Origin of the sequence: Arthrobacter nitrophenolicus, from assembly GCF_045833485.1 — a bacterium.
GTDB classification, from domain to species: domain Bacteria; phylum Actinomycetota; class Actinomycetes; order Actinomycetales; family Micrococcaceae; genus Arthrobacter; species Arthrobacter nitrophenolicus.
On sequence record NZ_CP174504.1, the window covers coordinates 2,758,709 to 2,773,041 of the forward strand.

Consider the following 14,333-nt stretch of genomic DNA (forward strand, 5'->3'; position numbering starts at 1 on the left):
AGGAGATTCGCCATGCTCAAGGATCTGGACGCAATGGCTGTACTGCCCGCGAAGGACATCAGCCGGGCCCGGGAGTTCTACCGCGACAAGCTGGGCCTTGAACCGGTCCAGGAGATGGGCCCGGAGAACCTGATCTACAAGTCCGGGAACACCACGTTCCTCCTTTACCAGACGGACAATGCCGGCACCGCAAAGAACACCCAAATGGGCTGGGTAACGCAGGACTTCGACCGCGAGGTGGAGGAACTGCGCAGCCGCGGCGTGGTCTTCGAGGAGTACGACCAGCCCGGGCTCAAGACTGAAAACGGCGTCGCCACCATGGAAGACGTGGGCAAGGGCGCCTGGTTCCTCGACAGCGAGGGCAACATCCTCAACATCTCGTCCATGTAGGCATCCCGCCGCATAAGAGACGTACGACGCCGGCGCCTCGGGCCCGCAGCACCTCCCACCCAGGTGCCGGGCCGCGGAAGTCCGGCGTCGCCGTCGTGCGTTGAAATGTGTGCGGGCAGATGCATAAGCGGCCCTGCCCCGCACAACCGTTGCTTGGCAGCGCCGGTTATGCGGGGGAGGGCCGCTTTTGTGACCGGCCGGTGCTAGACGGCGGGCTCGCGCCTGCCGCTGAATGCGACCCGGAGGGCGCCGCGGAAGGTCAGCCGGCTCCTGCGGCTGACCACCACCACCGCGGCCAGCCCGGTCAGCAGGACCACAATGCCGCCTGCGGCCACGGACCAGCGGGCGCCGAATTCGCTGCCGATCCAGCCCATCAGCGGCGCGCCGACGGCGGTGCCGCCCTGCAGGATGGCCAGGTAGAGCGCCAGCACGCGGCCGCGGAACTGCGGCTCCACGGAGAGCTGGATGCTGGTGTTGCAGCTGTTCAGGAATGTGATGGACGCCAGGCCCACGGGGATGAGCACGGCGGAGTAGAGCCAGAACGACGGCGACACGCTGCCCAGGAGCGTGAAGGCACCAAGGCCCAGCGCCCCGCCCAGCAGGAACCGCAGCCGGGGGCCGGACCGGCGCGCGGCGAGCAGTGCGCCGGCCAGCGTGCCCACCGCCATGATGGAGCCGAGGAGGCCGAATTCTCCCGGCCCCACTCCGAACTCGGTGGTGGCCATCAGCGCGTTGGTGATGGGGAAGTTCATGCCGAACGCGCCCAGGATGCCCACCAGAACCATGATCAGCATCAGGTCCGGGCGGCGCCGGACGTAGTTGACCCCTTCGGCCACCTGGTGCTTGCCGCGCTCGGCCCGGACGGACGGGACCAGCGCGGAGGTGTTGATCAGGAACAGCGAAATGATGACGGCGGCGTAGCTGGCCGCGTTGAGCAGGAAGACCGGTCCGGTGCCCACCCAGGCGATGAGGACGCCGGCGATGGCCGGGCCGGTGAGCCGGGCGGTGTTGAACGAGGCGGAGTTCAGGGCCACGGCGTTGGAGATGTTGTCCTGGCCTACGAGTTCGGACACGAAGGATTGCCGGGCGGGGGCATCGATGGCGCTGGCGATGCCCAGGCACAGGGCGGCCAGGTAGGCGTGCCAGAGTTCCGCGGTGCCGGTGACCACCAGGAGCCCGATGGCCAGGCCGGTGAGGCCCATGGCCAGCTGGGTCCAGAGCAGGATCCTGCGCTTGCGGTAGCGGTCGGCCAGGACGCCGCCGTACGGGCCGAGCAGCAGCACCGGCAGGAACTGCAGGCCCGTGGTGATGCCGACGGCGGCGCCGTCATGGTTGGTGAGGACGGTCAGGACCAGCCAGTCCTGGGCGATCCGCTGCATCCAGGTGCCGATGTTGGACACCAGCGCGCCGCCGGCCCAGATCCGGTAGTTGCGGTTTTCGAGGGCACGGAACACGGCGCTCATCGGCCGCTCATCTCCTGCATGATGAGGGCGGCGCGGCTGAGGATCCCGCGGTCCTCTTCGCTGAGTCCGGCCACGCGCTGCGCCAGCCAGGCGGTGCGCTGTTCCCGCGCCTCCGCGAGGACTGCCCGGCCGGCGTCGGTGATGTCCACGCGGACCTGGCGGCCGTCGTCGGGATGCGGTGTCCTGGTGACGAATCCCTGGTCGGCGAGGGCGTTGACGATGCGGGTCATGGACGGTGCCTGCACGTGTTCGCTGTCCGCGAGGGCGCGGAGGGTGCTGGGGCCGTCGCCATTGAGGAGGGCCAGGACGGTGTACTGGCCGGGGGTGATCACCTCGCCGGTTGCCTCAACGCGGAGCCGGCGCGAAGTGCGCATCACGGCGGTGCGGAGGTCGATGGCGAGGGTGTCGGGGGAGGTGTGCTGGGCGCGGTTTTTCGTTTGGCTGGCGGTCATCTGGTCGGGTGCGCCTCCTGGCGGTGATCGTTAGCAGTGCTAATTAGTTCTGCTAACGATTATGCTCCTGGTTGGTTGCGCAAGGCAAGCATTCTGGAGTTGACGTCCGTCACCTGCGGGTCTGCCTGCTTCTGCCGCGCGGGCGTAGGCTCTGGAGGACCATGACCGAGCAGCAGCCCTACGAACTTGTCCGGCGCTACCCGCATTTCGAGTTGCGCCGCTATCCCGATTATGCCGTGGCCGAGGTGAGGGTCAGGGCAGCCTTCGACCGCGCGGGCAACGTCGCGTTCCGCCGCCTCTTCAACTACATCAGCGGGAACAACAGGGCCGGCCAGAAGCTGGCCATGACCGCTCCGGTGATCCAGGAGGGCGGGGCGCCGCAGAAGCTCGCGATGACCGCCCCCGTGCTGCAAAGCGGCCCCTTCGTCGGGGAGCCCAACGCACCCGCGGAATACGTTGTGGCCTTCGTGCTCCCTGCGGGTACGCAGGCGGAAACGGCTCCCGCCCCCACGGACCCCAAAGTGATAGTGCGGGCAGTGCCCGGGTCCCTTGCTGCGGCGGCGCGCTTCTCCGGCAGCGGCTCACGCCGTGCGTTTGAACGCCATACGGAGGGGCTGCTGGCAGCGATCGCCCTGGCCGGGCTGGCTCCGGTGGGCCCTCCCCGGTTCGCCCGCTTTGATCCGCCGTTCAAGCCCTGGTTCCTGCGCCGCAACGAGGTGGTCCAGGACGTCGCGGGACCCTAGGCGGGGCGCGCTCCCGGGCGGGAAGAACCCTGCGAGACTTGAAGCCGATTCACCGACGAAAGCAGGATCCGTTGATCACTCTTCAGCAGGACGCGGACGGCTTCGTCCGGATGACCCGGCACTACCCGGCCAGCGTCCGCATCCGGATTGACTTCGCCGACGGCAGCACCGGGGAATTCTCGGGGCAGGCACTCAACAAGGCCTATGACGCCGCACTCGCGGAATTCAGGGCGAAGAACGGCCTCGACGCGCGGGGATTCGACCGGACGAAGGCCGGGCGCAAGAACCCGGGCAACAAGGTGGACTTCGTTCCGGTGCATCCCGGCATGGGGGAGTAGGGGAACGTGCCGCCGGTCCTCAACCAAGGGAGTAGCCATGGCACCAACCGCCGCTGCTGTCCTGCATGACGGCAGCACCATTCCCGTCACCATCCAGGGGACCGGGCCGGACCTCCTGCTGCCGGTGCCCCTGGCTGGACACTCGGCGGAGGAAGCCGAAACCATCCGGCAGTGGGGCGCGGACCCGGACTTGGGGCCGAACCTGGTCCAGGGGCTTTCCGCGGCGAACCGGGTGATCGCCGTGGACTACGAGGCGCACCGGATGGCCTTCCCGGCCCCGGACACGCTGACCCCTGGGAACGTGACCGCCGACCTTCTTGCCATCGCCGACGCCGCCGTATCAACCACCTTCGCCTACTACGGCTACTCCTGGTTGGGACTGTGCGGCCTCCAGCTCGCCCTCCGGACCGACCGGCTCGGCGCTCTTGCCATGGGAGGGTTTCCGCCCCTCGACGGGCCGTACAAAAGCATGCTGGCCGTGACCCGTGCCGCCCACCAGGCAGCGGTACGGGACGCCGCGGCGCGGACAGCCGGGGAGCCGCCGGTGCCCGCCGCGGAGGTTGAACCCGGCGACTGGGACTCGGCCTCCATCCAAACCAACGCGGACCAGACCCGCCAGTTCCTCACCCTCTACGAGGCCCTGCAGGATTTCGACGACGCCGCGGCCCCGGTCCCGCGCGGCCTGCCGCGGCTGGCCTTCGCCGGAGCGGAAGACCGGATTGACTACTCGCCGCAGTGGGGCGGGGTGCAGGTGCGGATCGGTGACCCGCTGGCCACCCATGAGCACGAGCTCGTCCAGGCCGGCTGGGACGTCCGGGTCCTGCCGGGCCTGGACCACCTCGGGGCGATGCAGAGCTCGGTTGTCCTGCCGCTTCTCACGGACTGGCTCCGGAAAGTGGGCTGGGCAGCCTGAACCGCCCCCGGCCCGCCGCCGTGGAACGCGCCAGTCCACTCGGTTTTGGTCAGGCGCGTTGCACCGGCATCCACAGCTCGCAGGTTGCGGTGCTGAAGTCGGCGGCGCGCTCCAGGACAGCCACGATGGAGGGTCCGGGCCTCAGCTGCCACGGGTTGGAGGGGAACCAGTCGGCGGCGGTCGCCGCCCACGCGGACTGCAGGGCCGCCGGGTAGGGGCCCGCAATGCGGAACACCGCCCAGGTGCCCGCTGAAACCTCGATTGCATCAAGGTCCTCCGGTGCAGGAGTCGCAGTGCCCACGGCGACGCCGTGGAGGTAGGTCAATTCGCTGCCCTCCGTGTAGTCGGGGTCCACGTCCGCGCTCACCTGGAGCAGCCCTGCCGGCTCGGTGTCGCTCAGTGCCTTGAGGCGGAGGTGCTCGGATGCTGGCAGTGAAGCGATGTGCTCCTGGATCCGCGGATTGACGCCATGGTGGATGAGCGGAACGCGGGCCGAGTGGCCCACGAGCCGGAACGCGGGCCGGTCTGTGATGCGGGTGTCCATGGGGTTGTTCCCTTCTACGGTCAGGCGGAACCTGAGCTGCGGTTGTGTGCGAAGGGGGCCGCCGTTCCGGCGGACCTCGCCAGGGCCGGCACCATGTACCGCCCGGAAGGCCCGGCTGAATGCCTCCGTTGAGCCGTAGCCATAGCGGACGGCGATGCCCAGCAGGTCGCCGTCGCCCAGGACCTCGGCGGCGGCGACTGCCATCCGGCGCCGCCGGACATACTCTGACAGAGGCATGCCCGCCAGTGACGAGAACATCCGGCGCAGGTGGTACTCGCTGGTGCCGAGGCTGCCCGACAGGCCGGCGAGGTCCAGTTCCTCGGTCAGGTGGTCCTCAATGAGTCCTACCAGCCGGTTGAGAATTCCGATCACGGTTACCCCTTTCCCTTCAATCCTGTTCACCGGCATCGGCTTCCGCCCGACTATCCGTGCCCGATTCAATCGGGTGGGCTCCTCGCCGTCCACTGTGTTGCAGCCCACAGGAAGTTATTGCGACGGCGGGTGGTGGTTTGGGGGTTGTGGTGGGTGGTTTTGGCGCGTGTTTGCGGGGTTTTGGTGGGGTGGTGGGGTCGGGTTGCGGTGGGGTTCGGGGGCGTGTATTGTTTTCTGAGTCGCCGCGGGGGAGACAGCGAAGAGCTGGTTACCGCGGGCGGCCAAACCCCCTAAAACTAAGACCAATACTGGTGGCTCGTCAGGGCGCCGGAAACTGGTTGGGGCGGTTTGAGAGGGACGCGGATCGCGGAAACGCTGATTTGCAAAGTTCTTTGAAAGCCGGTAACTTTGAAAAGTTGCTCCGGAGCGATCCGCTGGCTGTGATGCTGGTGGTGGTGCCGGGTGTGTCTGTTGTTTGAGAACTCAATAGTGTGCCAAGTTTGTTGATACCGATTATGTAATGTGATTGGTTGAATTGCCGGATCGTGCCGCCCCTGTGGCATTGGTTTGGTTTTACAGCTGGTTTCAAATTTTGTGCAGCCTTTGCTGGTGTTATTTCCACTGGTTTTGGTTGTGTCTGTTTTTGTTTTACTTCAACGGAGAGTTTGATCCTGGCTCAGGATGAACGCTGGCGGCGTGCTTAACACATGCAAGTCGAACGATGATCCGGTGCTTGCACCGGTGATTAGTGGCGAACGGGTGAGTAACACGTGAGTAACCTGCCCTTGACTCTGGGATAAGCCTGGGAAACTGGGTCTAATACCGGATATGACCTTCCATCGCATGGTGGTTGGTGGAAAGCTTTTGTGGTTTTGGATGGACTCGCGGCCTATCAGCTTGTTGGTGAGGTAATGGCTTACCAAGGCGACGACGGGTAGCCGGCCTGAGAGGGTGACCGGCCACACTGGGACTGAGACACGGCCCAGACTCCTACGGGAGGCAGCAGTGGGGAATATTGCACAATGGGCGCAAGCCTGATGCAGCGACGCCGCGTGAGGGATGACGGCCTTCGGGTTGTAAACCTCTTTCAGTAGGGAAGAAGCGAAAGTGACGGTACCTGCAGAAGAAGCGCCGGCTAACTACGTGCCAGCAGCCGCGGTAATACGTAGGGCGCAAGCGTTATCCGGAATTATTGGGCGTAAAGAGCTCGTAGGCGGTTTGTCGCGTCTGCCGTGAAAGTCCGGGGCTCAACTCCGGATCTGCGGTGGGTACGGGCAGACTAGAGTGATGTAGGGGAGACTGGAATTCCTGGTGTAGCGGTGAAATGCGCAGATATCAGGAGGAACACCGATGGCGAAGGCAGGTCTCTGGGCATTAACTGACGCTGAGGAGCGAAAGCATGGGGAGCGAACAGGATTAGATACCCTGGTAGTCCATGCCGTAAACGTTGGGCACTAGGTGTGGGGGACATTCCACGTTTTCCGCGCCGTAGCTAACGCATTAAGTGCCCCGCCTGGGGAGTACGGCCGCAAGGCTAAAACTCAAAGGAATTGACGGGGGCCCGCACAAGCGGCGGAGCATGCGGATTAATTCGATGCAACGCGAAGAACCTTACCAAGGCTTGACATGGACCGGACCGCCGCAGAAATGTGGTTTCCCCTTTGGGGCTGGTTTACAGGTGGTGCATGGTTGTCGTCAGCTCGTGTCGTGAGATGTTGGGTTAAGTCCCGCAACGAGCGCAACCCTCGTTCTATGTTGCCAGCACGTGATGGTGGGGACTCATAGGAGACTGCCGGGGTCAACTCGGAGGAAGGTGGGGACGACGTCAAATCATCATGCCCCTTATGTCTTGGGCTTCACGCATGCTACAATGGCCGGTACAAAGGGTTGCGATACTGTGAGGTGGAGCTAATCCCAAAAAGCCGGTCTCAGTTCGGATTGGGGTCTGCAACTCGACCCCATGAAGTCGGAGTCGCTAGTAATCGCAGATCAGCAACGCTGCGGTGAATACGTTCCCGGGCCTTGTACACACCGCCCGTCAAGTCACGAAAGTTGGTAACACCCGAAGCCGGTGGCCTAACCCCTTGTGGGAGGGAGCCGTCGAAGGTGGGACTGGCGATTGGGACTAAGTCGTAACAAGGTAGCCGTACCGGAAGGTGCGGCTGGATCACCTCCTTTCTAAGGAGCGCCTCACAACTATCATTCTCTGCTGTATGGCGGGGTGTGGTGTTGTCAGGAGTACGCCCGTTGCGCAGACGCAAGTTCTGCGGCGGGTGCTCATGGGTGGAATATCAACAAATAGCGGTTGCCTGGTTCTGGTTCTTGTCTAGTACGGACATCGTTTTTTCCTTGGGAATAAGCGGTGCTCCTGGAACGGCGGGGCCGGGGGTTGGGTGGTTTCGTGTTTGGCACACTGTTGGGTCCTGAGGCAACAGGGCCGGGGGGCTTTGGTTCCCTGGGTTTGTTTGTTTCTGGTTTCCCTGCCATGACGTTCCGCGCGCTGTTGGCCCCTTTTTTGTGGGGGCTGGTGTGTGGGGTGTGTGGTGTGGGGTTGTTGTTTGAGAACTACATAGTGGACGCGAGCATCTTCCATGAGGAGCCCTAGGGTTTTTCATGGATAAGCAATTTCCAAGAATTGGAACCTGGATCTGGCCGCACTTTTGGTGTGGTTGGTTTCTGTGGTTCTCTCGAGTGTTTTTGTTGTTGATCTTTTGTGGTCAAGTTTTTAAGAGCACACGGTGGATGCCTTGGCATTAGGAGCCGAAGAAGGACGTAGGAATCTGCGATAAGCCTGGGGGAGTCGATAACCGGACTGTGATCCCAGGGTGTCCGAATGGGGAAACCCCGCCAAGCGCGCGAGTGACTTGGTGACCCGTACCTGAACACATAGGGTGCGTGGAGGGAACGCGGGGAAGTGAAACATCTCAGTACCCGCAGGAAGAGAAAACAATAGTGATTCCGTTAGTAGTGGCGAGCGAACGCGGATCAGGCTAAACCGTTCCATGTGTGATAGCCGGCGGGCGTTGCATGGTCGGGGTTGTGGGACTTTCCATACCAGTTCTGCCGGGCTGGTGGGGTGTGATGTGCGCGCATAGGTGAACGGTTTTGAAAGGCCGGCCAGAGAGGGTGTTAGTCCCGTAACCGTAATGCGTTTGTGCCGCCTGTGAGAGTATCCCAAGTAGTACGGGGCCCGAGAAATCCCGTGCGAATCTGTCAGGACCACCTGATAAGCCTAAATACTCCCTAATGACCGATAGCGGACCAGTACCGTGAGGGAAAGGTGAAAAGTACCCCGGGAGGGGAGTGAAACAGTACCTGAAACCGTGTGCTTACAATCCGTCGGAGCAGTCGCGAGTAATCGCATAGTAACTGTGACGGCGTGCCTTTTGAAGAATGAGCCTGCGAGTTAGTGTTACGTCGCGAGGTTAACCCGTGTGGGGCAGCCGTAGCGAAAGCGAGTCTGAATAGGGCGTGTGAGTGGCGTGATCTAGACCCGAAGCGAAGTGATCTACCCATGGCCAGGTTGAAGCGACGGTAAGACGTCGTGGAGGACCGAACCCACTTCAGTTGAAAATGGAGGGGATGAGCTGTGGGTAGGGGTGAAAGGCCAATCAAACTTCGTGATAGCTGGTTCTCCCCGAAATGCATTTAGGTGCAGCGTTGCGTGTTTCTTGCTGGAGGTAGAGCTACTGGATGGCTAATGGGCCCTACAAGGTTACTGACGTCAGCCAAACTCCGAATGCCGGTAAGTGAGAGCGCAGCAGTGAGACTGTGGGGGATAAGCTTCATAGTCGAGAGGGAAACAGCCCAGACCACCAACTAAGGCCCCTAAGCGTGTGCTAAGTGGGAAAGGATGTGGAGTTGCTCAGACAACCAGGAGGTTGGCTTAGAAGCAGCCATCCTTAAAAGAGTGCGTAATAGCTCACTGGTCAAGTGATTCCGCGCCGACAATGTAGCGGGGCTCAAGTACACCGCCGAAGTTGTGGCATTCACACGTGTTCTAAGCCTTTGTGGTTCAGGAGTGTGGATGGGTAGGGGAGCGTCGTGTGGGCAGTGAAGTCGCGGTGGAAACCAGCGGTGGAGCCTACACGAGTGAGAATGCAGGCATGAGTAGCGAAAGACGGGTGAGAAACCCGTCCGCCGGATGATCAAGGGTTCCAGGGTCAAGCTAATCTGCCCTGGGTAAGTCGGGACCTAAGGCGAGGCCGACAGGCGTAGTCGATGGACAACGGGTTGATATTCCCGTACCGGCGAAAAACCGCCCATGTTGAACAGGGGATACTAACTGCCCGAGACCTGCCCGACACCCCTTGTGGGTGAAGGGTTTTGGTGGAGCGCAGGACCTGATCCTGGGAGGCAAGCGTATTAACAGGTGTGACGCAGGAAGGTAGCCGAGCCGGGCGATGGTTGTCCCGGTCTAAGGATGTAGGGCGAGTGGTAGGCAAATCCGCCACTCATAATGCCTGAGATCTGATGGGACCCCCGTTTGGGGGGATTTGGTGATCCTATGCTGCCGAGAAAAGCATCGACGCGAGGTTTTAGCCGCCCGTACCCCAAACCGACACAGGTGATCAGGTAGAGAATACTAAGGCGATCGAGAGAATTATGGTTAAGGAACTCGGCAAAATGCCCCCGTAACTTCGGGAGAAGGGGGGCCCCAACCTTGAACGGACCATGCGTCCGGGAGGGGATCGGGGCCGCAGAGACCAGGGGGAAGCGACTGTTTACTAAAAACACAGGTCCGTGCGAAGTCGCAAGACGATGTATACGGACTGACTCCTGCCCGGTGCTGGAAGGTTAAGAGGACCGGTTAGCCGCAAGGCGAAGCTGAGAATTTAAGCCCCAGTAAACGGCGGTGGTAACTATAACCATCCTAAGGTAGCGAAATTCCTTGTCGGGTAAGTTCCGACCTGCACGAATGGAGTAACGACTTCCCCGCTGTCTCAACCATAAACTCGGCGAAATTGCAGTACGAGTAAAGATGCTCGTTACGCGCAGCAGGACGGAAAGACCCCGAGACCTTTACTATAGTTTGGTATTGGTGTTCGGAGTGGCTTGTGTAGGATAGGTGGGAGACGTTGAAGCCCGGACGCCAGTTCGGGTGGAGTCATCGTTGAAATACCACTCTGGTCACTTTGGACATCTAACTTCGGCCCGTAATCCGGGTCAGGGACAGTGCCTGATGGGTAGTTTAACTGGGGCGGTTGCCTCCTAAAAAGTAACGGAGGCGCCCAAAGGTTCCCTCAGCCTGGTTGGCAATCAGGTGTCGAGTGTAAGTGCACAAGGGAGCTTGACTGTGAGAGAGACATCTCGAGCAGGGACGAAAGTCGGGACTAGTGATCCGGCGGTACATTGTGGAATGGCCGTCGCTCAACGGATAAAAGGTACCTCGGGGATAACAGGCTGATCTTGCCCAAGAGTCCATATCGACGGCATGGTTTGGCACCTCGATGTCGGCTCGTCGCATCCTGGGGCTGGAGTAGGTCCCAAGGGTTGGGCTGTTCGCCCATTAAAGCGGTACGCGAGCTGGGTTTAGAACGTCGTGAGACAGTTCGGTCCCTATCCGCTGCGCGCGCAGGAAATTTGAGAAGGGCTGTCCTTAGTACGAGAGGACCGGGACGGACGAACCTCTGGTGTGTCAGTTGTACTGCCAAGTGCACCGCTGATTAGCTACGTTCGGATGGGATAACCGCTGAAAGCATCTAAGCGGGAAGCTCGCTTCAAGATGAGATTTCCATACACCTCGTGTGTGAGAGGCCCCCAGCCAGACCACTGGGTTGATAGGCCGGATGTGGAAGCGAGGACTAACGACTCGTGAAGCTGACCGGTACTAATAGGCCAACAACTTACACCACAAACAAAACACAACTGCTTGCGTCCACTATGTGGTTCCCAACCAACAACCCAACAAGGGTTCACCGTTGCAGGAACATAACTGAATACAACACCACAGCTCCCTAACCGGAGCACGTTGTAACCACAATAGATTTCCCCACCCCCATAACAGGGTGCGGGTCGAAGGGTTACGGCGGTCATAGCGTGGGGGAAACGCCCGGTCCCATTCCGAACCCGGAAGCTAAGACCCACAGCGCCGATGGTACTGCACCCGGGAGGGTGTGGGAGAGTAGGACACCGCCGGACAACACATCACGGTCGAGGCCCCAACCACCAGGTTGGGGCCTCCCACATTTAACACCACCAACCCACCGGCGAGTAGGTTTTGAAACCCGCCCGCAGCGCAGGATTGGCGCAGGAGTCGGGAAGATTTGGCTGAGGTCAGCGGAAATGGGCCCTTGCAGCCAATGCAGGCACGTAGGCTCGTCGCTCGCGTGAGCAGTCAAGCGAACTCCGCCGACCATCATCGCGCACACAACCTGGGGAATCCATGTCCAGCCACACCACCTCGCCCGCCGCCACGCTGCCGTCGACAGCGCAACGCGGCTGGGCCGCCGTCGTGCTTGCCCTTGTCCTTGCTTTCCTCACCCCAGGGGTGCCGGCCGTTGCCGTCGACACCCAGGACGCCACCGCCGCGCAGCCGGCGGAGGGCGTTGACGCTGCGGACCTCCTCGCTACCCTGCCCGTCAAAGGCAGGGCGCCGAAGACGGGGTACGAGCGCTCCCTGTTCGGGGCCACCTGGGCGGATGTTGACCAGAACGGCTGCGACACCCGGAACGACATCCTCAACCGGGACCTGACGGACATCACTTATGTGAACAGCGTGCCGTGCAAGGTGCAATCAGGACTGCTGGCCGACCCCTACACCGCAACCCTCATCAGCTTCGTGCGGGGGACAACCACCAGCAGCGCCGTCCAGATCGACCACGTGGTCGCGCTCAGCGACGCCTGGCAGAAAGGTGCCCAGCAGCTCACCACGGAACAGCGGACAGCCTTCGCCAATGACCCGCTGAACCTGCAGGCAACGGACGGCGCCACCAACCAGCAGAAGGGCGACGGCGACGCCGCCACCTGGCTGCCGCCCAGCAAGGACTTCCGGTGCGAATATGTCGCGCGGCAGGTGTCGGTGAAGGCGCGGTACAGCTTGTGGGTGACACAGGCTGAACACGACACGATCGCCGGTATCCTTGCCGGCTGCCCCGGCCAGCTGGCACCCACGTCCGCCGGGACCGGCCCCGCTGCCATCTACTACGCCAGCTGCGCGGACGTGGTGGCTGCCGGAGCAGCACCGCTGTACGCCGGTTCCCCCGGCTACCGTTCCGGACTCGATGGCGATTCCGACGGCGTGGCCTGCGAGGGGTAGCGTTTGGCTGGCCCACCGACTGCTGCCACTGGCCGCGATAGCTTGAGCAGCAGCAGTGTCCGCGGGACGGGCCAGGCGATGGCCAGGGCGAGCGCCGGCACCAGGAAGAGTCCGACGTCGGGAAACTGCCGGATGACTACCAGCAGGTGCGTATCGAACCTGGCAGGGGCGTAGTCCAGGCACAGCCAAAGGACGAAGGCGTCGAGGGCGAGGGCGGCCACCACGTAGGCGACGGGGAAGCGCGCAGGTCGCTGCCGCAGCAGGTACCGCGCGCCCAGCCACAGGGTCAGCAGCTCCGCGAGCAGCAAGGCAAGGGCCACCGCCCAGCTGTACCGCTGGAGCCAGTCCTCGTGGATGACGGCCGGCACCGGCTCCTGGCCGTGGAGGATCCGCAGGACATTGGTGTCGATCGCCTTCAGCCGTGACGGTGCGGCGGCGTCGTTGGCATTGATAACCAGCGCGACCCCCAGGCCCGAGGACGGGACCATGCCCAGATAGGTGTGGCTGTTGCCCCACTCGCCCTGGTGCTCAAGGAGCCGGGGCAGCGCCGTCTCGGGTACGGCCGAGCCAGGGCCGGCCGTCTCCACCAGCGGACGGGTGTACCAGCCCATCGCGTACTCTTTGGACCCTTCGACCTGCACGCGCGGCTCGAACATCGTCTCCACGCTTCCGGGCCGGAGGACCTGCGCGGTACCGTAACGGCCGCCGTCGAGCAGTGCGATCAGCTCATGGCCCAGGTCCTCCGCGGATGAGTACAGCGTGGAGGAGGGCATCCCGGACGAGGGAGCGGGCACGTCCGTCTGGCGCCAGGAGGAGCCGAACCAGCGTGAGTAGCCGGCTGCGGCGTTTCCGGCGCGGGCGGCGGCGCGGGTCGGGTGGCTGTTCGCCATGTCCAGCGGCCCGAAGACGTGGTCCTCCAGGTACTGCCCGAACGGCTGGCCGGAGACCGTCTGCACCAGCAGGCCCAGGATGTTGTAGTTGGCGTTGGCGTAGTGGAAGGTCTCGCCCGGATTCCTGGCCAAGGGGGCATCGGCCAGGGCCCGGACGCTTTCCTCCAAGGCCTCCGGGCCTTGGTCGAGGTAGGCTTCGAAGGCGGTGTCCCTGGACGCCATGCCGCTGGCCTGGTGCAGCAGGTGCCGCACCGTGATGGACGCAGACCGGCTGTCATCAACCGTGAACCAGGGCAGGTAGGTCTGTACCGGCTCATCCAGCCGCAGCCGGCCGGCCTCCACCTGCTGCATCACCGCGATCGCGGTCAGGGACTTGCTGGTGGACGCGAGCAGGACCGGCGTCCAGACTGTCATGGGCCGTCCGGAGTCATCGGCGCGGCCGAATGCGGCCGAGTGCACCTGCTTCCCGTCCTTTACGACGGCGACGGCGGCACCGGGGATTCCGAGGGCCTCGATCTGTTCCCGGAGGAAGGCATCGAGGGTTTCGCGGGTCTGTTCCCAGGTGGGGGACTCCGCGGCGGGAGCCGAGGCAGGAGGGGAGGGGGCGGCGGCAAGACCAAAACCCAGCAAGCACAGGAGGAGGCAGCGTGACCACGCCCCATGAGTCCGCATGCCCGCACCTGCACTTCGGCCGCTTTTCCCTTCACGGTAGGGCGCACCAAAGGCGAAGACAAGCATTACCCGGCCGAGCGGATACCCCAATTGTTAAGCCCAAAAACCCAAGTGCGACAAGCAGGATCAAGATCAGCTCAAGGGCTGCTCAATCTTCAGCGAGGAAAGCCGGAATACGGGAATTACTCAGGGCCGGGCCAATAGGCTCAACGGCGAATCATTTGTCGCGTTTAGCAGCAAGCCCGGCAATTGCGGGGCCTTTTCGGGCTCAGATAAATGGGGAAATGATGTCCGAATA

General features: G+C 62.8%; 9 protein-coding genes and 3 rRNA genes. 8 read left to right on the forward strand and 4 right to left on the reverse strand.

The genetic code is table 11. The features are described 5' to 3' along the window. The first annotated feature begins 12 nt into the window (after positions 1-12). Positions 13-390 (forward strand): VOC family protein, encoded by a 378-nt coding sequence (locus ACJJV6_RS12895; RefSeq protein WP_407709077.1) that lies wholly within the window; start codon positions 13-15, stop codon positions 388-390. 203 nt (positions 391-593) lie between these two features. Here the strand turns inward: ACJJV6_RS12895 and ACJJV6_RS12900 are convergent, their stop codons facing one another. Both ACJJV6_RS12900 and ACJJV6_RS12905 read right to left on the reverse strand, forming a co-directional pair. Further along, positions 594-1,853 carry an MFS transporter gene (locus ACJJV6_RS12900; protein WP_407709078.1) on the reverse strand — a complete coding sequence of 420 codons (1,260 nt, stop codon included), beginning with the start codon at positions 1,851-1,853 and terminating at the stop codon, positions 594-596. Beyond that, positions 1,850-2,305, reverse strand: coding sequence for a MarR family winged helix-turn-helix transcriptional regulator (locus tag ACJJV6_RS12905; protein WP_407709079.1), 456 nt, complete (start codon positions 2,303-2,305; stop codon positions 1,850-1,852). The genes ACJJV6_RS12900 and ACJJV6_RS12905 overlap by 4 nt, the downstream gene beginning before the upstream one ends. Positions 2,306-2,466: 161 nt before the next feature. Between ACJJV6_RS12905 and ACJJV6_RS12910 the strand changes: the two genes are divergently transcribed. The 3 genes from ACJJV6_RS12910 to ACJJV6_RS12920 all read left to right on the forward strand — a co-directional run bounded on the left by ACJJV6_RS12910 (position 2,467) and on the right by ACJJV6_RS12920 (position 4,299). Continuing rightward, positions 2,467-3,048 carry an SOUL family heme-binding protein gene (locus tag ACJJV6_RS12910; RefSeq protein ID WP_407709080.1) on the forward strand — a complete coding sequence of 194 codons (582 nt, stop codon included), beginning with the start codon at positions 2,467-2,469 and terminating at the stop codon, positions 3,046-3,048. A gap of 71 nt (positions 3,049-3,119) precedes the next feature. Next, positions 3,120-3,386, forward strand: coding sequence for a hypothetical protein (locus tag ACJJV6_RS12915; protein WP_407709081.1), 267 nt, complete (start codon positions 3,120-3,122; stop codon positions 3,384-3,386). A gap of 37 nt (positions 3,387-3,423) precedes the next feature. Further along, the gene (locus ACJJV6_RS12920; RefSeq protein ID WP_407709082.1) at positions 3,424-4,299 is read left to right on the forward strand and encodes an alpha/beta hydrolase; all 876 of its coding nucleotides are present in this window, start codon (positions 3,424-3,426) and stop codon (positions 4,297-4,299) included. A 49-nt stretch (positions 4,300-4,348) separates the two neighbouring features. Here ACJJV6_RS12920 and ACJJV6_RS12925 read toward each other — a convergent pair whose 3' ends face one another. Next, positions 4,349-5,215: an AraC family transcriptional regulator gene (locus ACJJV6_RS12925; RefSeq protein WP_035753743.1), complete on the reverse strand. Its 867-nt coding sequence runs from the start codon at positions 5,213-5,215 to the stop codon at positions 4,349-4,351. 653 nt (positions 5,216-5,868) lie between these two features. Between ACJJV6_RS12925 and ACJJV6_RS12930 the strand changes: the two genes are divergently transcribed. The 4 genes from ACJJV6_RS12930 (at position 5,869) to ACJJV6_RS12945 (ending at position 12,473) form a co-directional block, all read left to right on the forward strand. Then, positions 5,869-7,393: ribosomal RNA gene (locus ACJJV6_RS12930) — 16S ribosomal RNA — on the forward strand. Between the two features lie 537 nt (positions 7,394-7,930). Beyond that, positions 7,931-11,070: ribosomal RNA gene (locus ACJJV6_RS12935) — 23S ribosomal RNA — on the forward strand. Positions 11,071-11,239: 169 nt separating this feature from the next. Further along, positions 11,240-11,356 (forward strand): 5S ribosomal RNA (rrf, locus tag ACJJV6_RS12940). The 16S, 23S and 5S rRNA genes sit together here, the layout of an rRNA operon. A gap of 244 nt (positions 11,357-11,600) precedes the next feature. Then, a complete protein-coding gene (locus ACJJV6_RS12945; protein ID WP_407709083.1) occupies positions 11,601-12,473 on the forward strand; it encodes a DUF1524 domain-containing protein in 873 nt (290 codons plus the stop codon). Here the strand turns inward: ACJJV6_RS12945 and ACJJV6_RS12950 are convergent. Beyond that, entirely contained in the window at positions 12,422-14,035 is a 1,614-nt protein-coding gene (locus ACJJV6_RS12950; RefSeq protein ID WP_407709084.1) for a serine hydrolase domain-containing protein, read from the reverse strand. The two genes, ACJJV6_RS12945 and ACJJV6_RS12950, sit on opposite strands and share 52 nt — an antisense overlap. Between the last annotated feature and the right edge of the window lie 298 nt (positions 14,036-14,333).

Excerpts from the sequence above, each read along its gene's own strand:
- ACJJV6_RS12950 (WP_407709084.1), bottom strand. The coding sequence starts at position 14,035 with ATGCGGACTCATGGGGCGTGGTCACGCTGCCTCCTCCTGTGCTTGCTG.
- ACJJV6_RS12920 (WP_407709082.1), top strand. The coding sequence starts at position 3,424 with ATGGCACCAACCGCCGCTGCTGTCCTGCATGACGGCAGCACCATTCCC.
- ACJJV6_RS12895 (WP_407709077.1), top strand. The coding sequence starts at position 13 with ATGCTCAAGGATCTGGACGCAATGGCTGTACTGCCCGCGAAGGACATC.
- ACJJV6_RS12900 (WP_407709078.1), bottom strand. The coding sequence starts at position 1,853 with ATGAGCGCCGTGTTCCGTGCCCTCGAAAACCGCAACTACCGGATCTGG.
- ACJJV6_RS12910 (WP_407709080.1), top strand. The coding sequence starts at position 2,467 with ATGACCGAGCAGCAGCCCTACGAACTTGTCCGGCGCTACCCGCATTTC.
- ACJJV6_RS12905 (WP_407709079.1), bottom strand. The coding sequence starts at position 2,305 with ATGACCGCCAGCCAAACGAAAAACCGCGCCCAGCACACCTCCCCCGAC.
- ACJJV6_RS12945 (WP_407709083.1), top strand. The coding sequence starts at position 11,601 with ATGTCCAGCCACACCACCTCGCCCGCCGCCACGCTGCCGTCGACAGCG.